General features: G+C 67.6%; 23 protein-coding genes and 1 pseudogene. 9 read left to right on the top strand and 15 right to left on the bottom strand.

What is annotated here, in order from left to right:
- Positions 1 to 61 precede the first annotated feature (61 nt).
- Entirely contained in the window at positions 62 to 844 is a 783-nt protein-coding gene (locus M8859_RS06195; protein ID WP_159925550.1) for an ABC transporter permease, read from the top strand.
- A gap of 77 nt (positions 845 to 921) precedes the next feature.
- Here M8859_RS06195 and M8859_RS06190 read toward each other — a convergent pair whose 3' ends face one another.
- Positions 922 to 1257 carry an RNA polymerase-binding protein RbpA gene (locus M8859_RS06190; RefSeq protein ID WP_043691230.1) on the bottom strand — a complete coding sequence of 112 codons (336 nt, stop codon included), beginning with the start codon at positions 1255 to 1257 and terminating at the stop codon, positions 922 to 924.
- Between the two features lie 242 nt (positions 1258 to 1499).
- Here M8859_RS06190 and M8859_RS06185 point away from each other — a divergent pair, with 242 nt between their 5' ends.
- Complete coding sequence (locus tag M8859_RS06185) at positions 1500 to 1820, top strand: hypothetical protein (RefSeq protein WP_159925309.1); 321 nt, start codon at positions 1500 to 1502, stop codon at positions 1818 to 1820.
- On the opposite strand, the gene M8859_RS06180 is transcribed toward M8859_RS06185, so the two are convergent.
- Entirely contained in the window at positions 1792 to 2874 is a 1083-nt protein-coding gene (locus M8859_RS06180) for a hypothetical protein (RefSeq protein WP_195071175.1), read from the bottom strand. The genes M8859_RS06185 and M8859_RS06180 overlap by 29 nt on opposite strands.
- 533 nt (positions 2875 to 3407) lie before the next feature.
- On the opposite strand from M8859_RS06180, the gene M8859_RS06175 reads away from it, so the two are divergent.
- Complete coding sequence (locus M8859_RS06175; protein WP_159925307.1) at positions 3408 to 4997, top strand: GMC oxidoreductase; 1590 nt, start codon at positions 3408 to 3410, stop codon at positions 4995 to 4997.
- Between the two features lie 99 nt (positions 4998 to 5096).
- On the opposite strand, the gene M8859_RS06170 is transcribed toward M8859_RS06175, so the two are convergent.
- Complete coding sequence (locus M8859_RS06170) at positions 5097 to 5813, bottom strand: M23 family metallopeptidase (protein ID WP_159925305.1); 717 nt, start codon at positions 5811 to 5813, stop codon at positions 5097 to 5099.
- Between the two features lie 185 nt (positions 5814 to 5998).
- Here M8859_RS06170 and M8859_RS06165 point away from each other — a divergent pair, with 185 nt between their 5' ends.
- Positions 5999 to 6316 carry an ArsR/SmtB family transcription factor gene (locus M8859_RS06165; protein WP_159925303.1) on the top strand — a complete coding sequence of 106 codons (318 nt, stop codon included), beginning with the start codon at positions 5999 to 6001 and terminating at the stop codon, positions 6314 to 6316.
- 70 nt (positions 6317 to 6386) lie between these two features.
- Here the strand turns inward: M8859_RS06165 and M8859_RS06160 are convergent, their stop codons facing one another.
- The gene (locus M8859_RS06160; protein ID WP_195071173.1) at positions 6387 to 7373 is read right to left on the bottom strand and encodes a glycosyltransferase family 9 protein; all 987 of its coding nucleotides are present in this window, start codon (positions 7371 to 7373) and stop codon (positions 6387 to 6389) included.
- Positions 7374 to 7587: 214 nt separating this feature from the next.
- Here M8859_RS06160 and M8859_RS06155 point away from each other — a divergent pair, with 214 nt between their 5' ends.
- The gene (locus M8859_RS06155; protein ID WP_159925299.1) at positions 7588 to 8172 is read left to right on the top strand and encodes an HdeD family acid-resistance protein; all 585 of its coding nucleotides are present in this window, start codon (positions 7588 to 7590) and stop codon (positions 8170 to 8172) included.
- 105 nt (positions 8173 to 8277) lie between these two features.
- A complete protein-coding gene (locus M8859_RS06150) occupies positions 8278 to 8580 on the top strand; it encodes a hypothetical protein (protein WP_249643968.1) in 303 nt (100 codons plus the stop codon).
- A 323-nt stretch (positions 8581 to 8903) separates the two neighbouring features.
- Here the strand turns inward: M8859_RS06150 and M8859_RS06145 are convergent, their stop codons facing one another.
- Positions 8904 to 9086, bottom strand: coding sequence for a hypothetical protein (locus M8859_RS06145; RefSeq protein ID WP_159925295.1), 183 nt, complete (start codon positions 9084 to 9086; stop codon positions 8904 to 8906).
- Between the two features lie 442 nt (positions 9087 to 9528).
- On the opposite strand from M8859_RS06145, the gene M8859_RS06140 reads away from it, so the two are divergent.
- The 3 genes and pseudogenes from M8859_RS06140 to M8859_RS06130 all read left to right on the top strand — a co-directional run.
- Positions 9529 to 10014, top strand: coding sequence for a DUF4383 domain-containing protein (locus M8859_RS06140; RefSeq protein ID WP_159925293.1), 486 nt, complete (start codon positions 9529 to 9531; stop codon positions 10012 to 10014).
- Between the two features lie 473 nt (positions 10015 to 10487).
- Positions 10488 to 10814, top strand: a complete 327-nt coding sequence (locus tag M8859_RS06135; protein WP_249643967.1) for a hypothetical protein — start codon at positions 10488 to 10490, stop codon at positions 10812 to 10814.
- Between the two features lie 21 nt (positions 10815 to 10835).
- Positions 10836 to 11175 (top strand): annotated as a pseudogene (locus tag M8859_RS06130) (acyl-CoA dehydrogenase family protein); the annotation flags it as partial.
- Between the two features lie 55 nt (positions 11176 to 11230).
- On the opposite strand, the gene bfr reads toward M8859_RS06130, so the two are convergent.
- The 10 genes from bfr to M8859_RS06085 all read right to left on the bottom strand — a co-directional run bounded on the left by bfr (position 11231) and on the right by M8859_RS06085 (position 15539).
- The gene (bfr, locus tag M8859_RS06125) at positions 11231 to 11710 is read right to left on the bottom strand and encodes a bacterioferritin (protein ID WP_159925289.1); all 480 of its coding nucleotides are present in this window, start codon (positions 11708 to 11710) and stop codon (positions 11231 to 11233) included.
- Positions 11711 to 11768: 58 nt separating this feature from the next.
- Positions 11769 to 11960 (bottom strand): (2Fe-2S)-binding protein, encoded by a 192-nt coding sequence (locus M8859_RS06120; RefSeq protein ID WP_159925287.1) that lies wholly within the window; start codon positions 11958 to 11960, stop codon positions 11769 to 11771.
- A 266-nt stretch (positions 11961 to 12226) separates the two neighbouring features.
- Complete coding sequence (locus M8859_RS06115; protein WP_159925285.1) at positions 12227 to 12679, bottom strand: MaoC family dehydratase; 453 nt, start codon at positions 12677 to 12679, stop codon at positions 12227 to 12229.
- Positions 12663 to 13082 carry a hotdog family protein gene (locus M8859_RS06110; protein WP_195071170.1) on the bottom strand — a complete coding sequence of 140 codons (420 nt, stop codon included), beginning with the start codon at positions 13080 to 13082 and terminating at the stop codon, positions 12663 to 12665. The genes M8859_RS06115 and M8859_RS06110 overlap by 17 nt, the downstream gene beginning before the upstream one ends.
- 117 nt (positions 13083 to 13199) lie before the next feature.
- On the bottom strand, positions 13200 to 13610 hold the full coding sequence (locus tag M8859_RS06105) for a Zn-ribbon domain-containing OB-fold protein (protein ID WP_159925283.1): 411 nt from the start codon (positions 13608 to 13610) through the stop codon (positions 13200 to 13202).
- A gap of 128 nt (positions 13611 to 13738) precedes the next feature.
- Positions 13739 to 14239, bottom strand: coding sequence for an alpha/beta hydrolase fold domain-containing protein (locus tag M8859_RS06100; protein WP_372492872.1), 501 nt, complete (start codon positions 14237 to 14239; stop codon positions 13739 to 13741).
- 59 nt (positions 14240 to 14298) lie between these two features.
- Positions 14299 to 14448: an alpha/beta hydrolase fold domain-containing protein gene (locus M8859_RS37540; RefSeq protein ID WP_195071213.1), complete on the bottom strand. Its 150-nt coding sequence runs from the start codon at positions 14446 to 14448 to the stop codon at positions 14299 to 14301.
- Between the two features lie 45 nt (positions 14449 to 14493).
- Positions 14494 to 14748 (bottom strand): cold-shock protein, encoded by a 255-nt coding sequence (locus M8859_RS06095; protein ID WP_159925279.1) that lies wholly within the window; start codon positions 14746 to 14748, stop codon positions 14494 to 14496.
- Between the two features lie 15 nt (positions 14749 to 14763).
- Positions 14764 to 14922, bottom strand: coding sequence for a hypothetical protein (locus tag M8859_RS06090; protein ID WP_159925277.1), 159 nt, complete (start codon positions 14920 to 14922; stop codon positions 14764 to 14766).
- A gap of 197 nt (positions 14923 to 15119) precedes the next feature.
- Positions 15120 to 15539 carry an Hsp20/alpha crystallin family protein gene (locus M8859_RS06085; RefSeq protein ID WP_159925275.1) on the bottom strand — a complete coding sequence of 140 codons (420 nt, stop codon included), beginning with the start codon at positions 15537 to 15539 and terminating at the stop codon, positions 15120 to 15122.
- Between the last annotated feature and the right edge of the window lie 139 nt (positions 15540 to 15678).

The raw sequence follows: 15678 nt of genomic DNA, 5'->3' as shown, positions 1-15678 counted from the left end.
GACGGCGGAGCCGGAGCCGAGAAAAGACGCGGCGCAGCGGGATTCCGGCCCGCGGCTGCGGCTGTTCCGGGACAGCGCGATCGTCGCCCACCGCAATCTGCTGACCATCCTGCGCGTGCCCACCCTGCTGGTGACGGCCACGATCCAGCCGTTGATGTTCGTGTTCCTGTTCGCCTATATCTTCGGCGCCTCGCTCGGCGGTGGGCAGTACCGGGAATTCCTGCTCGCGGGCATCTTCACCCAGACGGTCGCGTTCAACGCCGCGTTCACCACCGTCGGGCTCGCCGGCGACCTGCAGAAGGGCATCATCGACCGGATGCGGGCGCTACCGATGTCGCGGTTGGCCGTGCTGATGGGCCGCACGCTGTCGGATCTGGTGGTCAACATTCTCAGCTTGGCCGTGATGGTCGGGTGCGGGTACGTCGTCGGCTGGCGCATCCACGGCAGCGTCACCGACGCGGTGCTGGCGTTCGCCGTGATCCTGCTCTTCGCGTTCGCGATGTCCTGGATCGGCGCGCTGACCGGCTTGCTGTCACCGACAGTGGAAGTGGCGCAGAGCGCGGGGCTGATCTGGCTGTTCCCGCTGACGTTCATCTCCTCGGCGTTCATCTCGGCCGAGACCCTGCCCGGGCCCCTGCGCACGATCGCCGAATGGAATCCGATCACCGCGGTGTCGGCGGCGGGACGCAAGCTGTTCGATAACGACTCGCCGCCCACTTTCGTCCCGCCCAGCGGCTGGGCCGCCGACCACTGTGTCGAATACGCGGTGGCCTGCTCGGTGGCGATCCTCGCGGTGGCCGTGCCGCTGGCGCTGCTGCGTTATCGCAAGGTGGCGAGCCACTGACGGGCGAGTGACGACACGAACAGCGAACGGCCGCCGCATCGAGAAGATGCGGCGGCCGTTTCCGTATCAGCGGGCCGTCAGGCGCGGCGGCGGGTCTTGAGCAGTTCGAGGCGCTCCTTGAGCAGCTCCTCGAGCTCCTCCTTGCTGCGGCGCTCCAGCAGCATGTCCCAGTGCGTGCGCGGCGGCTTGACCTTCTTGGCCTCCTGCGTGGTGCCCTCGATCAGCACGCCCTCCTGGCCGTTGCGGCACAGCCAGGTCGGCGGGATCTCGGCGTCGTCGGCGAAGGGGACGTCGAATTCCTCGCCGTTGTCGGTCCGGTACCGGGCGATCCGACGCGGAGCCAGGTCGTGGTCGCGATCGGTCTCGTAGCTCACCGCTCCGAGCCGACTGCCTCGGAGTACGCGATCTGCCATGGTGTGCCTCTCCCTGTGTGCTCGAGTCTTCGTGCGCTGCGACCGTGTCCGCACGAGTGCGCGGTGCGCTCGCCGGACCTGAAGTACAACGATCGGGCCTGCGCCGATAGTTCCCGACGCGGCCGCGGTGAACCGTTCCATTGTAGTGCCCTGGTCGCGGCAGGCTCGTCACGCCCGGCGCCGGGTGATTCGCGGGGGTCGCTGAGCGGATGGCGGGCGGCGAGCTACTAGTGTTCAGCGTCATGTCGCGCCGCTTGTCCTGCCAGTGGTGTGGGCGGGAGATCGTGGAATCGGAGGCCGGCCGCCGTCGCCGGTACTGCCGTCAGTCCTGTCGCCAACGCGCCTACGAACACCGCAACAGTCTGAAGGGAACCGGGATTCCCGACGATGCGGTGGTGCTCAGCGCCCAGGAGGCCGCCGACCTGGCCGATCGCTGGTTCGCCGCCCGCTGCGCCGCCGAGGACGTCGCCATCGCCATCGACGAGGGGGCGACGCCCGAGGAGCTGGCGGCGCTGGGCAAGACCCTGGTCGCGCTCACCCGCGACGCGGAACGTCTGCGCTGACCGGCTCCCTCGACCTCCGGCGGTGCGCGCCGCCGGTAGCACGGTGGCGTAGATAGACCGTGCCGAGCAGCGCTGCGACAGTCGTGGCGAGCCCGCAGCCGGCGAGCCAGGTCGCGGTGTCCGGGTGGACCAGCGACTGCGCGCGCATCGCCTGCCAGAAGACCAGCGCCAGCAGTCCCGCGTAACCGGCCGCCAGTACACCGACGACCGCGGTGCGGGCTCGCTCCGGGCGCAGCCAGCGATAGCGCGGAGCCAGCCAGGCGAGGGTGACGGCCGTGAGCAGCAGAATCTGAATGCCGTGCAGTCCGACGAAGTGCGGAACGCGCAGGTCACCGCCGACAGTGCTCCAGTGCGTGATCGGCATGCCGCCCATGGCGTCGCGCGGCGCGAGATCGCTCGCGTCGGGCACGACCGTGTGGCCGGCGGCCAGTTCGACGATCCGTCCGTCGCTGTCGCGCACGAGCTGCTTACCGGTGAATCCCATCAGGTAGCCCAGCGCCATACCGACGACGGCCAGCGCCAGGCCGGCGTGGATGGCTCGTGCCGTCGGCCGGTCCACCAAGCGCTGCCAGGACAGAATGAGCACGATCACGAGGTTGGCGAGGAAGAGGCCGGGCACGCCGGAGGCGAAGATCACCTGCCCGATCGAGTTCACCGGGTCGTCCTCGGTGTTGAAATGGCTGAACGTGCCGCGTGCGGCCTGCAAGACGACGAAACCGACATCGACGAAACCGGTCACCGCGAACACCGCGCCCAGCCACCAGGTGGCGCGGCTGCCCTTGTGCGGCAACGACAGCAGCCAGGCCAGGGTGAGGCTGTAGAGGAAGAACGCCGAGCCGAATTTCATCGGCTTGAGCCAGACGGATTCGCCCAGCAGTGTGCGGTCGTCGACCAGCATCGCCGCGAGTGAGAACAGGACGAGCGCGGCCATCGCGGCGACCGTGCCCAGCAGCGGGCGATGCAGTCGCCCGCGCATCGCTACCTTCGTACTCGCGCCCTGCCGCGGCGCCGACGACCCGTCCCGTGGTGCGGCGGCGAAATGTGTTGTGGACATGGACCGAACGTAGGAATCGCCGACCCTCGTGAGCGTCCCGCCGCGGCGCTATTCGCCTCTAGTACCACGGTATCGGCTATCGGCACGGGCGATACCGCGGAACCGTCGCAGGTTGGCGCAGCGCCGAAAATTCGCCATCGATAAACCTGACATCGCATGTACCCAACACGGTGGTAACCATGTTACTGTCCGGTTCGTGCTTGTTGTGACCGAAGCCATAGCAAGTACCTATCGTGATGCAGGCCACTCCCGCTGATGCCGGGGCGATACCGATGGAGAGTTGTCGATGTACGAACTGGGATCGGTGGCATGCACGACTCGAGCGGCCGCTGCGGCCCGGCTCGTTCCGCGCCGACGCCGGCCATAGCGCTCGGCCGATCGAGTCTGCTCGAACCGCCATCTCGCCGAATCGGCTACCCCGCTGCGCTCGTCGGTCTCGGCGACCTCGCAGCACCCGAATAAGCGCTCGGTGAAGCTTTCGACGAGCGAGTTCACGGCGTGCCTTGCGGTATGCCCACCATGAAGGATCCCTGATGACAAGAATCTCGCGCCGCTCACTGTTGACCGGCGTCGCCGCGGTCGGCGCCGCGGCTCTCGGTGCTCGTTCGATGGCTGCGCCCGCCGCCGCCCAGGTGAACAACGTTCCGTTGACTCGTGAAGAGCACCGTGTGGTGGTTGTCGGTTCGGGTTTCGGTGGTGGTGTCAGCGCCCTGCGCCTCGCTCAGGCAGGGGTGCCGGTGACCGTGCTCGAACGGGGCCTGCGCTGGAGGACCGGGCCGAACGCCGAGACTTTCCCACGAGCGTCCTCGCCCGACAAACGACTGCTGTGGTGCCGATCCAGCCCGAATCTGTTCGGCCGTCCGATGGTGTTCGAACCCTACACCGGCCTGGTCGAAGCGGTGCCGGGGGAGAATATGACCGCGCTGTGCGCGGCGGGCGTGGGTGGCGGTTCTCTTGTCTATCAAGGGATGTCGCTGCAACCGAGCCGGGAGGTGTTCGATACCCACTTCCCGCAAGAACTCGACTGGGCGTTGATGGACCGGGTTCATTACCCGCGCGTGGCCGGGATGCTCGGCCTTGCCGAGGCCCCCGACGAGCTGATCGCCAGCGAGAATTACCGGGCGGCGAGGGTGTTCGCCGATCGTGTCCGTCGGGCGGGCATGCCGTTGTCGAAGATCCCGATGCCCATCGACTGGGATTTCGCGCTCGCCGAACTGCGCGGGGAGATGAAAGCGTCCTACACCAACGGCGACGGCGCGATGGGCGTCAACAACGGCGGCAAGCATTCGGTCGACGTCACCTACATCGCGGCCGCCGAAGCCACCGGTCGGGTGCGGGTGGAGACCTTGCACGAGGTGACCGACGTGGAACGGGCTTCCGACGGCCGCTGGATCGTGCATGTGCAGCGGCTGGACACCACCGGCGCGGTGGTCGAGCACAAGGTTCTGACCACCGGCGCGCTGATCCTGGCGGCGGGCAGTCTCAATACCACCCGGCTGCTGGTGCGTGCCGGGGCCAAGGGGCTCATCCGCGATCTGCCCGACGGATTGGGACAAGGCTGGGGTACCAACGCCGACCGCATCTACGTCTGGACCGATCCCTCGGCCGAGTTCGGCGCCCCGCAAGGCGGCCCGGTGGTCTACGGCAGCAAGAACTGGGACGACCCGCACGCCGCCCACACCGTGATCCAGGCCTCCATCCCGCCCCTGTCGCTGGACGCTCGCAGCACCATGATGGTCGGATACGGTGTCAGCGACGGACGCGGCGGCTTCACTTACGATTCGGCACGCGACGACGCGATCCTGCACTGGCCCGCCGGCGGTGACAGCTACATCCAGGACAATCACATCGGCCCCGCCGTCCACAAGATCGCCGGTCCGGACGGCATGCTGATCGATACCAACGCCTTGTTCCCCTCGACCTGGCATCCGCTCGGCGGGGCGAGCATGGGCGCGGTCTGCGATCTCGACGGACGCGTCCACGACCAACCCGGACTCTACGTGCTCGATGGAGCGCTGATGCCGGGTAACACCGCGGCGTGCAACCCGTCGATGACGATCGCCGCCGTCGCCGAACGCGCGTTGGACAATATCGTCGCCCGCGACCTCGGCAACCGGATCTAATGGGCCGTGAACGCGTTGTTGCGTTCACGGCCCGTCGCGGGCGACGGCTCTGCCGCCGAGTCGGTTCGCAAGCCCCTCATGTCCCGCGAACGAGAGGGATCAGTCCTCCGGGGCGTGCCCGACGTCGATGCCGCGCTGGGCCAGCCACGGCTGCGGATCGATCGGTACGCCGCCGGGAAGGTGGACCTCGTAGTGCAGATGCGGGCCGGTGGAGTACCCACGGTTGCCGACCGTCGCGATGACGTCGCCCGCGCGGACCGGCTGGCCGACGGCGGCGAGGATGTCGTTGACGTGGCCGTAGACGCCCACGGTGCCGTCATCCTGTTGCACGCGCACCCACAGCCCGAAGCCGGAAGCGGGACCGGCCTCGATCACGACGCCGTCGGTGACCGCGGCGATCGGCGCGCCGAGCGGGTCGCCGAAGTCCAAGCCCGCGTGCATCGTGCCCCAGCGCGCGCCGTAGTTCGAGGTGAGCACCCCGCCGACGGGCCGGACGGTCTTAGGGCGCGCGAAATTCTGCGCGAGGCGATTCGGATCCCAGGCCTCCGGCGCGTGGGCGGCCTGCGGAGCTTGCGTTTCGTGCGGGGCGAAGAGGGCGAATTGAGCCATGCCCTCTGCCGGGCGGATCTCGCCGGAGGCGATTTTTCCCGCGACGAGGCGGGCGGACGCGTCGGCGTCCTGGTCCTGCTGTGCCGCGGCGAGGATGCCGAGGGAGGCGGTGACGACCGCGGAGGCGGCGACCACGCGGGTGGCGGCGTGATTGCGGCGGAACCGGGTCACGCCGCGACGGATCGGTAACGGAAAGGTCACGGGCATGGGAACGAACGTACGGCAGCCGTGTACCCCGCTCGCAATCTTGTGGCAACCGTCACGGGCGGATAAATGCCCAGTTCGACGGTAACGAAGAGGTAACGGATCGTCGCGGTTTTCGGCGCGAACTGGGAAAACGATGTCTTACCCAGGAGTTGACCAGCAAAACGTCAGTTGACCAGACTGTGTGAGTGGCGACTAATGGAGTGCGCGCCCTGACCGCTCTGGCGGACCCGACCCGTCGCGCGATCTTCGAGGCCCTGCCGCAGGCCCCGCGCTCGGTGGGCGAACTCGCGCGAGAAGTCGGCGTGACCAGTTCGGCGGTCTCGCAGCACCTGCGCGTGTTGCGTGCGGCGCGGCTGGTCATGATGCGGGCGGAAGGCAACCGCAGGCTCTACTCCCTGGACCCGCGCGGCCTCGCCGATGCGCGCGACTATCTCGAACAGTTCTGGCCGAGTGCGATCGCTGCCTATTCGGCGGCGCTGCGCAGTGCCGCGACAACCGCCTGAATGCGGTGGGAGCGCGCACTTCCCCGAGTGACCGTCATCCCCGGGTGGCTTCGGGACGGCGGTGGCGGCGTCAGCCGACGCGCCGATACGCCGTCTTGCGCCGCTCGGTGCCCGTGCCGGGCCAGTTGCGCTTGCCCAGTTGCTTGTCGACGGCCTCGATCACCTCGCTGACCCCGATCTGCAACAGGCCGGGGTCGGGGGTGTCGGCGTCCGGGTCGCCGATCCGGCCGCTCCACAGCACGGCGTGCCTGCCCAGCAGGTGGGACGGCGGACCCGCCCACCGTGGCGGTGTGGGGCCGAACAGGAGGACGGTGCGGGTGCCGAACGCCGTGGCGAGGTGTGCTACGCCGGTGTCCCCGCAGATCACCAATGCGGCCTCGGCGACGGTGGCGGCCAGATCGATGAGGCTCTGCTCTCCGGCCAGCACGCGGCCGATCGGCAGCCCGGCCCGTGCGGCGATGCCCAGCGCGAGTTCGCGCTCGTATTCGTCGCCGGTGAGCACCACTTCGCGCCCGAGCACCAGCAGATGTCGCACGACCGCGGCGAAACGATCCGGGGGCCAGCGGCGGGCCGGTGCGCCCGCGCCGACGTGGACGACAACGCAGTCGCGACGGCTGGTCGTCGAAACCGGCGGAACCAGTCCTAGGTTGCGGCGATCCGCGCCGATGCCGTCGTATTGCAGCAGGTGACACCAGCGGTCCACATCGTGCATGTCCGGCTCCCATTCGGGGCCGGCCACCTCGGGGAACGCCGAGTTGCGGAAGGACAGGATGCGCCCGGGCTGGGTCTTGGACAGCGCGACGAGGCTTTCGGGGCTCGCGCCGTGCAGGTTGACCGCCAATTCGGGCGGGGGAGCGTTCCAGCGCAGGGTGCCCAGTTCGGCCGTCGGCAACAGCGCGTCGACCGACGCGATCAGATCGACGATCGGCTTGAGCCGCTGGGGGGCCGCCAAGACGATGCGATCGTGCGGTTTGGCCCGGCGCAGCGCCCGTAAAGCCGGGACCGCGGTGAGTAGATCACCCAGCCCACGCGCCTGCAACACGAGCAGAACCGCCACCCTCTTCTCCTAGCCACCCGAGTCTCACCGAACCCCGACCCACCCGTGCAGCCCAGGGGCGCCGACGAAGAGTCACTCAGTACTGACTACCCGACCGCTCCGACGGCGAAACGTGAACAACGGGCAACACCGTGGTGCTGAGCCGAGCGAGCACGGAGAGACGCGGTAGGCAAATGATCAGCAATCAAGCCCGAGCGGGTTATAGCATCGGCAAATGACGACAAACAGCGTGGTAGAGGGTCCTCTGCAGTCTCTTGCCCGCAGGGCATGGCAAACCATCCTGCTCACCGGCGTCATGGCGGTGATTCTCGGCGTCCTCATCCTGGTCTGGCCGGACATCACCCTGCAGGCCGCGGGCATCATCTTCGGCGTCTACCTGGTGGTCACCGGAGTTCTGCAGTTGGTCGCCGCCTTCGGCGCGCCGACAGGCACGGGTATGCGGATCCTGTCGTTCATCATCGGCGTGCTGTCCATCATCGTCGGCGTCTTCTGCTTCCGCGACGAACTGGCCTCCCTCTTGCTGCTCGGCTTGTGGATCGGCATCGGCTGGCTCTTCCGCGGGGTGGCGCTGCTGGTAGCCGCGATTTCCGAGCCGGGAATGCCGGGGCGCTGGTGGCAGGTGTTCTTCGGTCTCGTGACCGCCATCGCCGGTGTCGTGCTGATCGTCTGGCCGGTGCGCTCGGTGGCCACGCTGGCCATGGTGGCGGGCGTCTGGCTGATCATCCTCGGCATCATGGAGATCATCGTGGCCTTCGGCGTTCGCAAGGAGGCCGGGACCGCTGTGCCCGCGGGCGTCTGACCAGCACGGTTCCTTCCCGCTGGAACTCGTGACAGAATCACAAACGCATTTTCACCAGACGTCGGCTTCGGGGTTGGCCGACATCGAAAAGAACTGGAGGCGCGAATGATTCGTACTGCTGGGTTTGTCGGTGCGCTGGCCCTGGCAGGGGCCGCGGCCATGCTGTCGGTGGGGACGGCGCAGGCCGCGGTCGGCACGGTCACGATCAACGGTGAACGCTATGAGGACCCGGTGGGTTGCCTGAACACCGACCACACCACCACCCTGCTCCAGAGCACCATCGGCAACAGCACCGATCGTGCCGTCACGTTCTACTCCGGGCGGGATTGCACCGGCTCCGTCCTCGGTGAGCTTCAGGTGGCGACGTTGGGATTCCTGCCCAAGGGCGGCAGCATCCTCGTCAGCTGAGGCTGCTCGTTTCGGCGGCCGAGGCATGCGTGGACGCCGCCGCGCGCCGGTGAGCTCATGCGCTTCGCCGGTGCGGGCGGCGAGCAGCCTCGGCCGCTTCCGACTATCTACCGCCGCCTACGCAACCATGATCGCCACGGCGACCAAGCGGGATTCGGTGAACCGCGGAATGCCCGCTTCGTGCGGCGACGGCCTGGCAGCCGTCGCTGGAGAGTTGGGTGAGGGCGTGTCGCCGACGCGGGGGAGCAACCCGTGTAGACGCCGTCCTCGACGATCCGGCTCTCGCGCATGATCCGGTATGCGACCTCGGTGCGATGCTCGATTCAGCGCGTGCGCGGCCACTCGCCGGGGCGCCGCACTGCGGACTCGGCGGTTACCGAGACCGGGACCGGCTCGGCGTCGCCCGAGCGGCGACGTCCTCGCGGATCCCACGCCATCGCCGTCGCGGCCGAACCCAGCAGGACGACCACGATCATCGCCACAACGCACCAAACCAACACAGTCATTGCCTCCCTGGCAGCACCATCCGGCTGACAGACTGCGTTGGCTTGGCAAGGCGGACAGTTGTTTTCGAGTCGTCCACAGTATTCACGGAATGGGTGGCGCGCGCGAGTCAGCGGCGTAGTCGCCGGAGGAGACACGGATCACGGCTCAGCCGTAGCCGGTCAGGTGTGCGGGGCATGTCTCAGTCGAACGGTGCCCGGCTGTCGGACGCGAGACGGGGCCGTCGACCTGTCGACGCGGTGAGGGGTGGCGTCGACGCATCCAGCGGGACGCATCCGAGGTTCCCGCGCGACGCGGCCGGATGTACTGCGGACCTTGCGAGCGGTCGCTTCGAGTCCGTGCAGAGGGATCGCGAGAGGCCGCTGTCTGTTTGCTGCCTTTCCGCCGGGGTAGCACGGTGGAGACGGAGATCTCCCGGAGACGCCGGAAAGGGCTGGTTCGACGATGTCCGACTCCATACCTGGCGCGACGACAGATCGGCGGTCCCCTGTCCAGGTCGCCGCCGTGGCGGTGGGAGCGGTCTTCCTCCTTGTCGGAATTCTCGGATTCATCCCCGGCATCACCACCGACTACAGCGAAATCGGCTGGGCGGGACATCACTCCGAAGCCCAATTGCTCGGGATTTTCAACGTATCCGTGCTGCACAACGTCGTCCATCTGGCTTTCGGAATCGCCGGAGTGCTCGCCGCCCGGGCCGCCACATCGGCGCGTGGGTACCTCGTCTTCGGCGGAGCCGTCTACCTCGTCCTGTGGCTGTACGGACTCATCGTGGACCCGGACAGCACCGCCAACTTCGTGCCGCTCGACACGGCGGACAACTGGCTGCACTTCGCCCTCGGTATCGGCATGATCACGCTCGGCATGGTCTCGGCTCGGAGGCCCGCGACACGGGCGCCGGGAGCGGGTGGGCAGACCGGGATGCTGGAATGACGCGAGGTAGTTGCCGAGTCATTGCGGTGATCGACATCGTGTCCATTGAACCGATCACTCTTCGGACGTAGAAAGCCGACCGGCACGCATGCCGGACTCCGGTCACGCCTGCTCGGCCCGACCTCGTCGCCGTGCGGCCGGGTCGGGTTCGGCCGCACGGCCGATGCGCTGCGTGCGGCAGTGTGCGCTGCGTCTCGTGTACTCGGAATTTGCTGCTATGCAGGACATCTCGCGCCTAGCGGTCCACCCGGCCGCCGCCGGGTACTCGGCGGTACCCTCGACGTGGGCGGCGCTCGGTCGCTGCGCGGAAGTGGCGTTCGTCGGATGCCGCACATGTTGACATCGACTGCTGTTGACAACATATGATGTCAAGACCTTGCTCAGCCTGCACCTCGATGCGCCGACACCGCGCGAGCTGCGGGAGTGCAGGCGCTTCGACCACTTCAGCAACGACCCGCGGCAAGGGAGAACCGATGAGGGCCAAGCCACCCGCGCTGGGATATCTCCGCAAGGACGTCTCAGGGGTGTCCCAGGATTGGGACGAAGCGCAGATGCGGAGTTTGGCGAAACGCCTGGGCTATGAGTTGTGCAAAACCGTGACTTTCGGCGCCGGTACCGACGCACCGGTGGATCGCCTGGTCGACGTCGTCCGGCACTTCGGTGTGGACGCGGTCATCACGCCGAACCTGCGTCACTTCGGCAACGCGGTACCGAACGAACTCGTGGAAGTCTGCGACCTGATCACGGTGACGCCGCAGGAGACCTACTCCCGCTCGGCACTGTCGCGAATCTGGGCGTAGGCCGCCCCCGTGCGCGAGTAGTTCGGCCGCCCGATCGGTTCCTTCCAGGCCGTCAAACGCGCCTGCGCGGACATTCTGGTGCAGATATCGGTGGCCCGGAAGCTGGTGGCGGCGGCCGTCCGAGCCGAGGCCGGATTCGCGCCGGATGCGGGCGTCGCGGCGTCGATGGTCAAAGCGTTCACCACCGACACAGCCGTGCGGGTGGCGGGGAAAGCCATGCAACCACACGGCGGCATGGGTACCTCTGGGACGGGATAGTGGAATCCACACGTACATCAAGCGAGCCACGCTCGATCGGTCCCTCTTCGGGACGCCCACCGAGCCTCGGAAGCGACTGGCCCGGCGATACGCCTCGGCGTAATCGGCGCCGGAGCGTATCGCCGGGCCGCCTCCGGCAGGCGTACCGGAATACCGGATCAGTCGTCCGGAGTCTCGGTGAAGCGCTGGAGGTACAGCGGCTCGCCCAGCTTCTCCACCAGATCGAGTTCGGTCTCCAGGTAGTCGACGTGCTTCTCTTCGTCTTCGAGAATGTGCTCGAAGATGCGAGCCGAGGTCACGTCGCCGCGCGAACGCATCAGCTCGATGCCCCGCCGGAGCCGGTCGACCGCCTCCATCTCGATCTCCAGATCGGCGCGCAGTTGCTCCGGCACGGTCTGCCCGATGCGCAGCGCGTTGAGCTTCTGATAGTTGGGCAACCCATCCAGGAAGAGGATGCGGTCGGTGAGGAGCTCGGCATGTTTCATCTCATCGATGGACTCGTGCCGAGTGTGCCGCGCCAGCTTGGTGAAACCCCAGTTCTCCTGCATCTTCGCGTGCAGGAAGTACTGGTTTATCGCCGTGAGTTCGGCCGTCAGCTGCTCGTTGAGCAGCGCCACGATGTCGTTGTCGCCGTCCATAGCTGCGATCGTGGCACAAATTGTGCGCAGCGGCGGATAGACCGCCTGGTGTGTCGTATCAGGCGGCCGACGGTTGTGCCTCGGCCGATGCGCGAGCCCGGCCGAGCACCTCGGCCAAACGCGCCGTGCAACTGCCACAGCCCGGCTTCCAGCCGCAGGCGTTCTTCACCTGGCGGATGCTGTCGGCGCCGGCCGAAACGCAGCGGTGCACGTCACCTTCGGACACTGCGTTACAGATGCACACGTACATGAAGCCTCACCAGGGTCAAGTTTTCACTGAGGTTAGCCTCGACTAACGAGGTAAGCCTCCCCTAATGTATAGCAGCTGAGTCCTCAGGTGGGAACCCCCGGGTCGCGCCGGTCGCGGGGACCGCTGTCCGGCCGGTCGTCGCCTGTGCTCGTCCTCGCCGGGCAGCGGACGCAACTCGTTGCCGCAGGCGATGACCGCCCGGCGTGCCAGCGCACGTCGGTGTGCGGCTGCCGGAAAGCGTGGCGTTGCGGATCAGCATGTGCCGCTCAGGCCAGGTACCTGACCACGTGCTCCGCGACGCAGGCTGGCTTGTCCGCGCCCTCGGCGGTGATCGTCACGGTGCGTTCGGCCTGGACCCCGCCGGGCACGTCGGTGACGGCGGTGAGTGTGACGGTGCCGCGCACCCGGCTGCCGACCCGGACCGGGCTCACGAAACGCACCTTGTTCAACCCGTAGTTGATCGCTATCCGGGCCGAACCCACCGTCATAAGTTGCTGGCTGATCGGAGCGAGCAGCGCCAGGGTGAGGAATCCGTGCGCGATCGTGGCCCCGTACGGACCGTCCGCGGCGCGGCCTGGATCGACGTGGATCCACTGGTGGTCACCGGTCGCCTCGGCGAACAGATCGATGCGCTGCTGGTCGATCTCGATCCACTCTCCGGGCCCGAGCACGGTGCCCACCGCGGCGCGCAACGCGTCGAAATCACCAAATTCGGTCATACGGAATCCTTTTCTGCGATCGGCGCCTTGCACGATATCGGGCGCGTGCCCGCGCTTGGTCAGCAGCTACCGCAGGGCCGTTCCTGCGAAACAACGAAACTCGGGCCTCGGCGATCACCGGACCCACCGGCGCGGCGAGCAGGTAGCGCAGGCCGAGGAAACCGAGGCTGTCGCCGGGGGTGAGCGAGAGCACGGCCTCCTCGGCGGCCAGCGCGATCAGGCCGCCGTTGATGGTGTCGGAGGCGTTCAACCCCTCCGTCGACCGCGGGAGTACCACCCTTCCGGGGGTGACGCGCTCACAGCCGGCTCGATCGGCCAGCCATAGGGGCAGCTGCTCGGCGGTGGGCGGCAGCTCGACGCTCAGCCACGGCGGCAGCTGCACGTCCGGATCCGGTGCCACCATGAAAGAACATGAAAGAAGCGGCGCCTAGAGCGATCGGCGATTCCGGAGATTCCTCGCCGCTGCGCCGGCGAAGTCTCGACCGTGGCTCGATGAGTCGACTCGGCTCGTGGCCGCCTCTCATGCTGGTCGAGCGGCGGTGTCGGAGGTACTCGGATCGGCGCTGACCGCGAAGACCGGGAACCTGTCGTCGCGGGGACATGCTCGGAATCGCACCCGGACCGGCGCCGCGGAGGACGGCGGTAGTTCGCCGTGGATCGTCGTGTACAACCACGGACCCTCGTCGAGTTCGACGATCGCGATCGTGGATCGTTTCGTCTCGTCGCGCGGGTGCGCGGAGCAGCGCAACACCCGCCACGACACGATCGACCCGCCGCCGGAGGCGGGCACCCATTCGAGGTCGGCGGACCGGCAGTACGAACACGCGTCGAACAGCGGCGCCAGCAGTCTGTCACAGCGCCCGCAACGACGGATCATCAACGTTGTCGCCGCACCGCCGGCGGGGGCGTCACCGACGTTTCGAGTGTGCATCGGGTTGTACTGGTACATAGAAGCAGCCGCCTGGGTGTGCTCGTGCTGTCGAAATCAACCACGTCAGCCTCTCGTGCCCGCAGTCCGGCCCGCGACGGCCGATCGGCCGCAGGTATACCTATTTTTCCTCAACCGGCGGTACGGCCCTTCCCGTTGAGCGCTTCGTCCAGCGCCGTCATCCGGGCTCGCGAGAAGGCCCGCGAGACGGGCGCTCGGTGCTCGATCAGCTCGAAGCCGTGGTAGCCGCCGCGCACCTCGTGCAGGGTGCAGGGAACACCCGCCTGCCGTAGCCGGTCGGCGTAGGCGATGTTCTCGTCGTAGAACAAGTCGTTGGTGCCGACGCCGATCCAGGCGGACGGCGCCGCCGACAGATCCACGTAGCGGGCCGGTGCGGCCAACGGTGGAACCGGGCCGTTTGCGACCGGGCCGAGGTAGGCGCGCCATCCAAGCCTATTGTGCCGCTGGCTCCACATACGCAGCCGCCGCGGGTCGATGTCGGTGCGCTCGGCGGTCCGGTCATCCAGCATCGGGTAGGACAGCGCCTGCAGGACCGGGCGCACCTCGGCACGTTCGCCAGCCAGCAGCGCGAGGACGGCACCGAGGCCTCCGCCGGCGCTCTCCCCGACGATCGCGATGCGTTCGGCGTCGACGTCGGGCTGGGCGGCCAGCGCAGCGCGGCGTAGCAGTCCTAGAGGGGCGCGGGGAACCGATGCCGTGGCGCCCGCCGGTATTCCACCGCCGCGGCGACCGCCCCGAGCCGCGCGGCGACGCGGCGGCAGAAATGATCGCCGAGCGATGCCGTGCCCAGGACGTATCCGCCGCCATGGATGAAAAGCACGCCGGGGGCTGCCGGATGACCGCGACGGCCGCATCGTCGGCTGTGTCAAGTGCGGGGAAGCAGTGGGCGCACCGCCGTGGCTTCGGGGCCGCGCTTGCGCAAGGTGGCGGTGAATAGCACGGGCTGGCCTGCGTACAGCGACTTGTACCCGCTGGTCTCGATGCTGGTGTACTCGACGAAGACCGGAGTGGGGTCGTCCGCGGGTTGCAGGAACCCGAAGCCCTTCTCGATGTTGAACCAGACCACCGTGCCGCGGCGCCAGAAATTCGCCGCGGTGCGGTGGTGGGGCTGGTCGGTCACGGTAAGGATCGGCGGTCAGGCGGCGTCGCGGCGCAGCGGATCGGGGTGCATGATCCGGCGCCACCAGGCGTCCAGCGGGCTGGGGTCGGGCCAGATGACCGCGGTCTCGGACGAATTCCCGGATCCGGGCTCGGCCGGTGCGAGCAGGGGGTCGCGTGGTTCGATGCGTGCCATGATCGGTCGCTCCATCAGGTTTCCGTTGGCGAGTAAGTCTTGTGCGGTAACGCCTTTCGCGTTCCAGCCCAGTGCGGGCCCGGAACTCCGGGCCCGCCCGAAAAGGGTGATATGACACTTGTCGCAGAGCTGTCGCGCCATCGCTCGATACGCCATCACCTCACTTCTCGGTTCCGGTAGCGTTCGTATGCGGTCGGTCAGGCGTCGATCGCCTTGTGTCCGTTGCCGCGACCGATCTCGATCTTGCGCGGCTTGGCCTTCTCCGCGACCGGAATGGTCAGTCGGAGGACGCCATCGGTGTACTCGGCACGGATCTTGTCGGTGTCGAGGTTCTCGCCCAGGAACAGCTGACGGCTGAACACGCCGCGGGAGCGTTCCGCGGCGATCATCTCGCGTCCCGAGTCGAGTTCGGGACGACGCGCGCGCACCGTCACCACATTGCGCTCGATGTCCAGGTCCAGGGACTCGGGGTCGATACCGGGCAGATCGAACTCCACGACGAATTCCTCGCCCGCGCGCCAGGCGTCCATCGGCATCACCGCAGGATGTGCCTTCGTGCCGAACACCTGCTGCGTCAGACGGTCCAGATCGCGGAACGGATCGGTGCGCATCAGCATGGTCGCCACCTCCAACTCACTCCATTCTCCATAGTAGGGACCTCAGATAACCTCTGTTATCCGGCATAGATTTTTTATAGCATCGAGAGGAGTTGAGTGCAAGACGCTAAACTAGGAAATCTGTTGGTCAACATGAAGT

Source organism: Nocardia sputi (genome assembly GCF_023501985.1).
The sequence above is the reverse complement of the archived record's forward strand: the minus strand, read 5'-3'. Positions and strand labels throughout refer to the sequence as shown.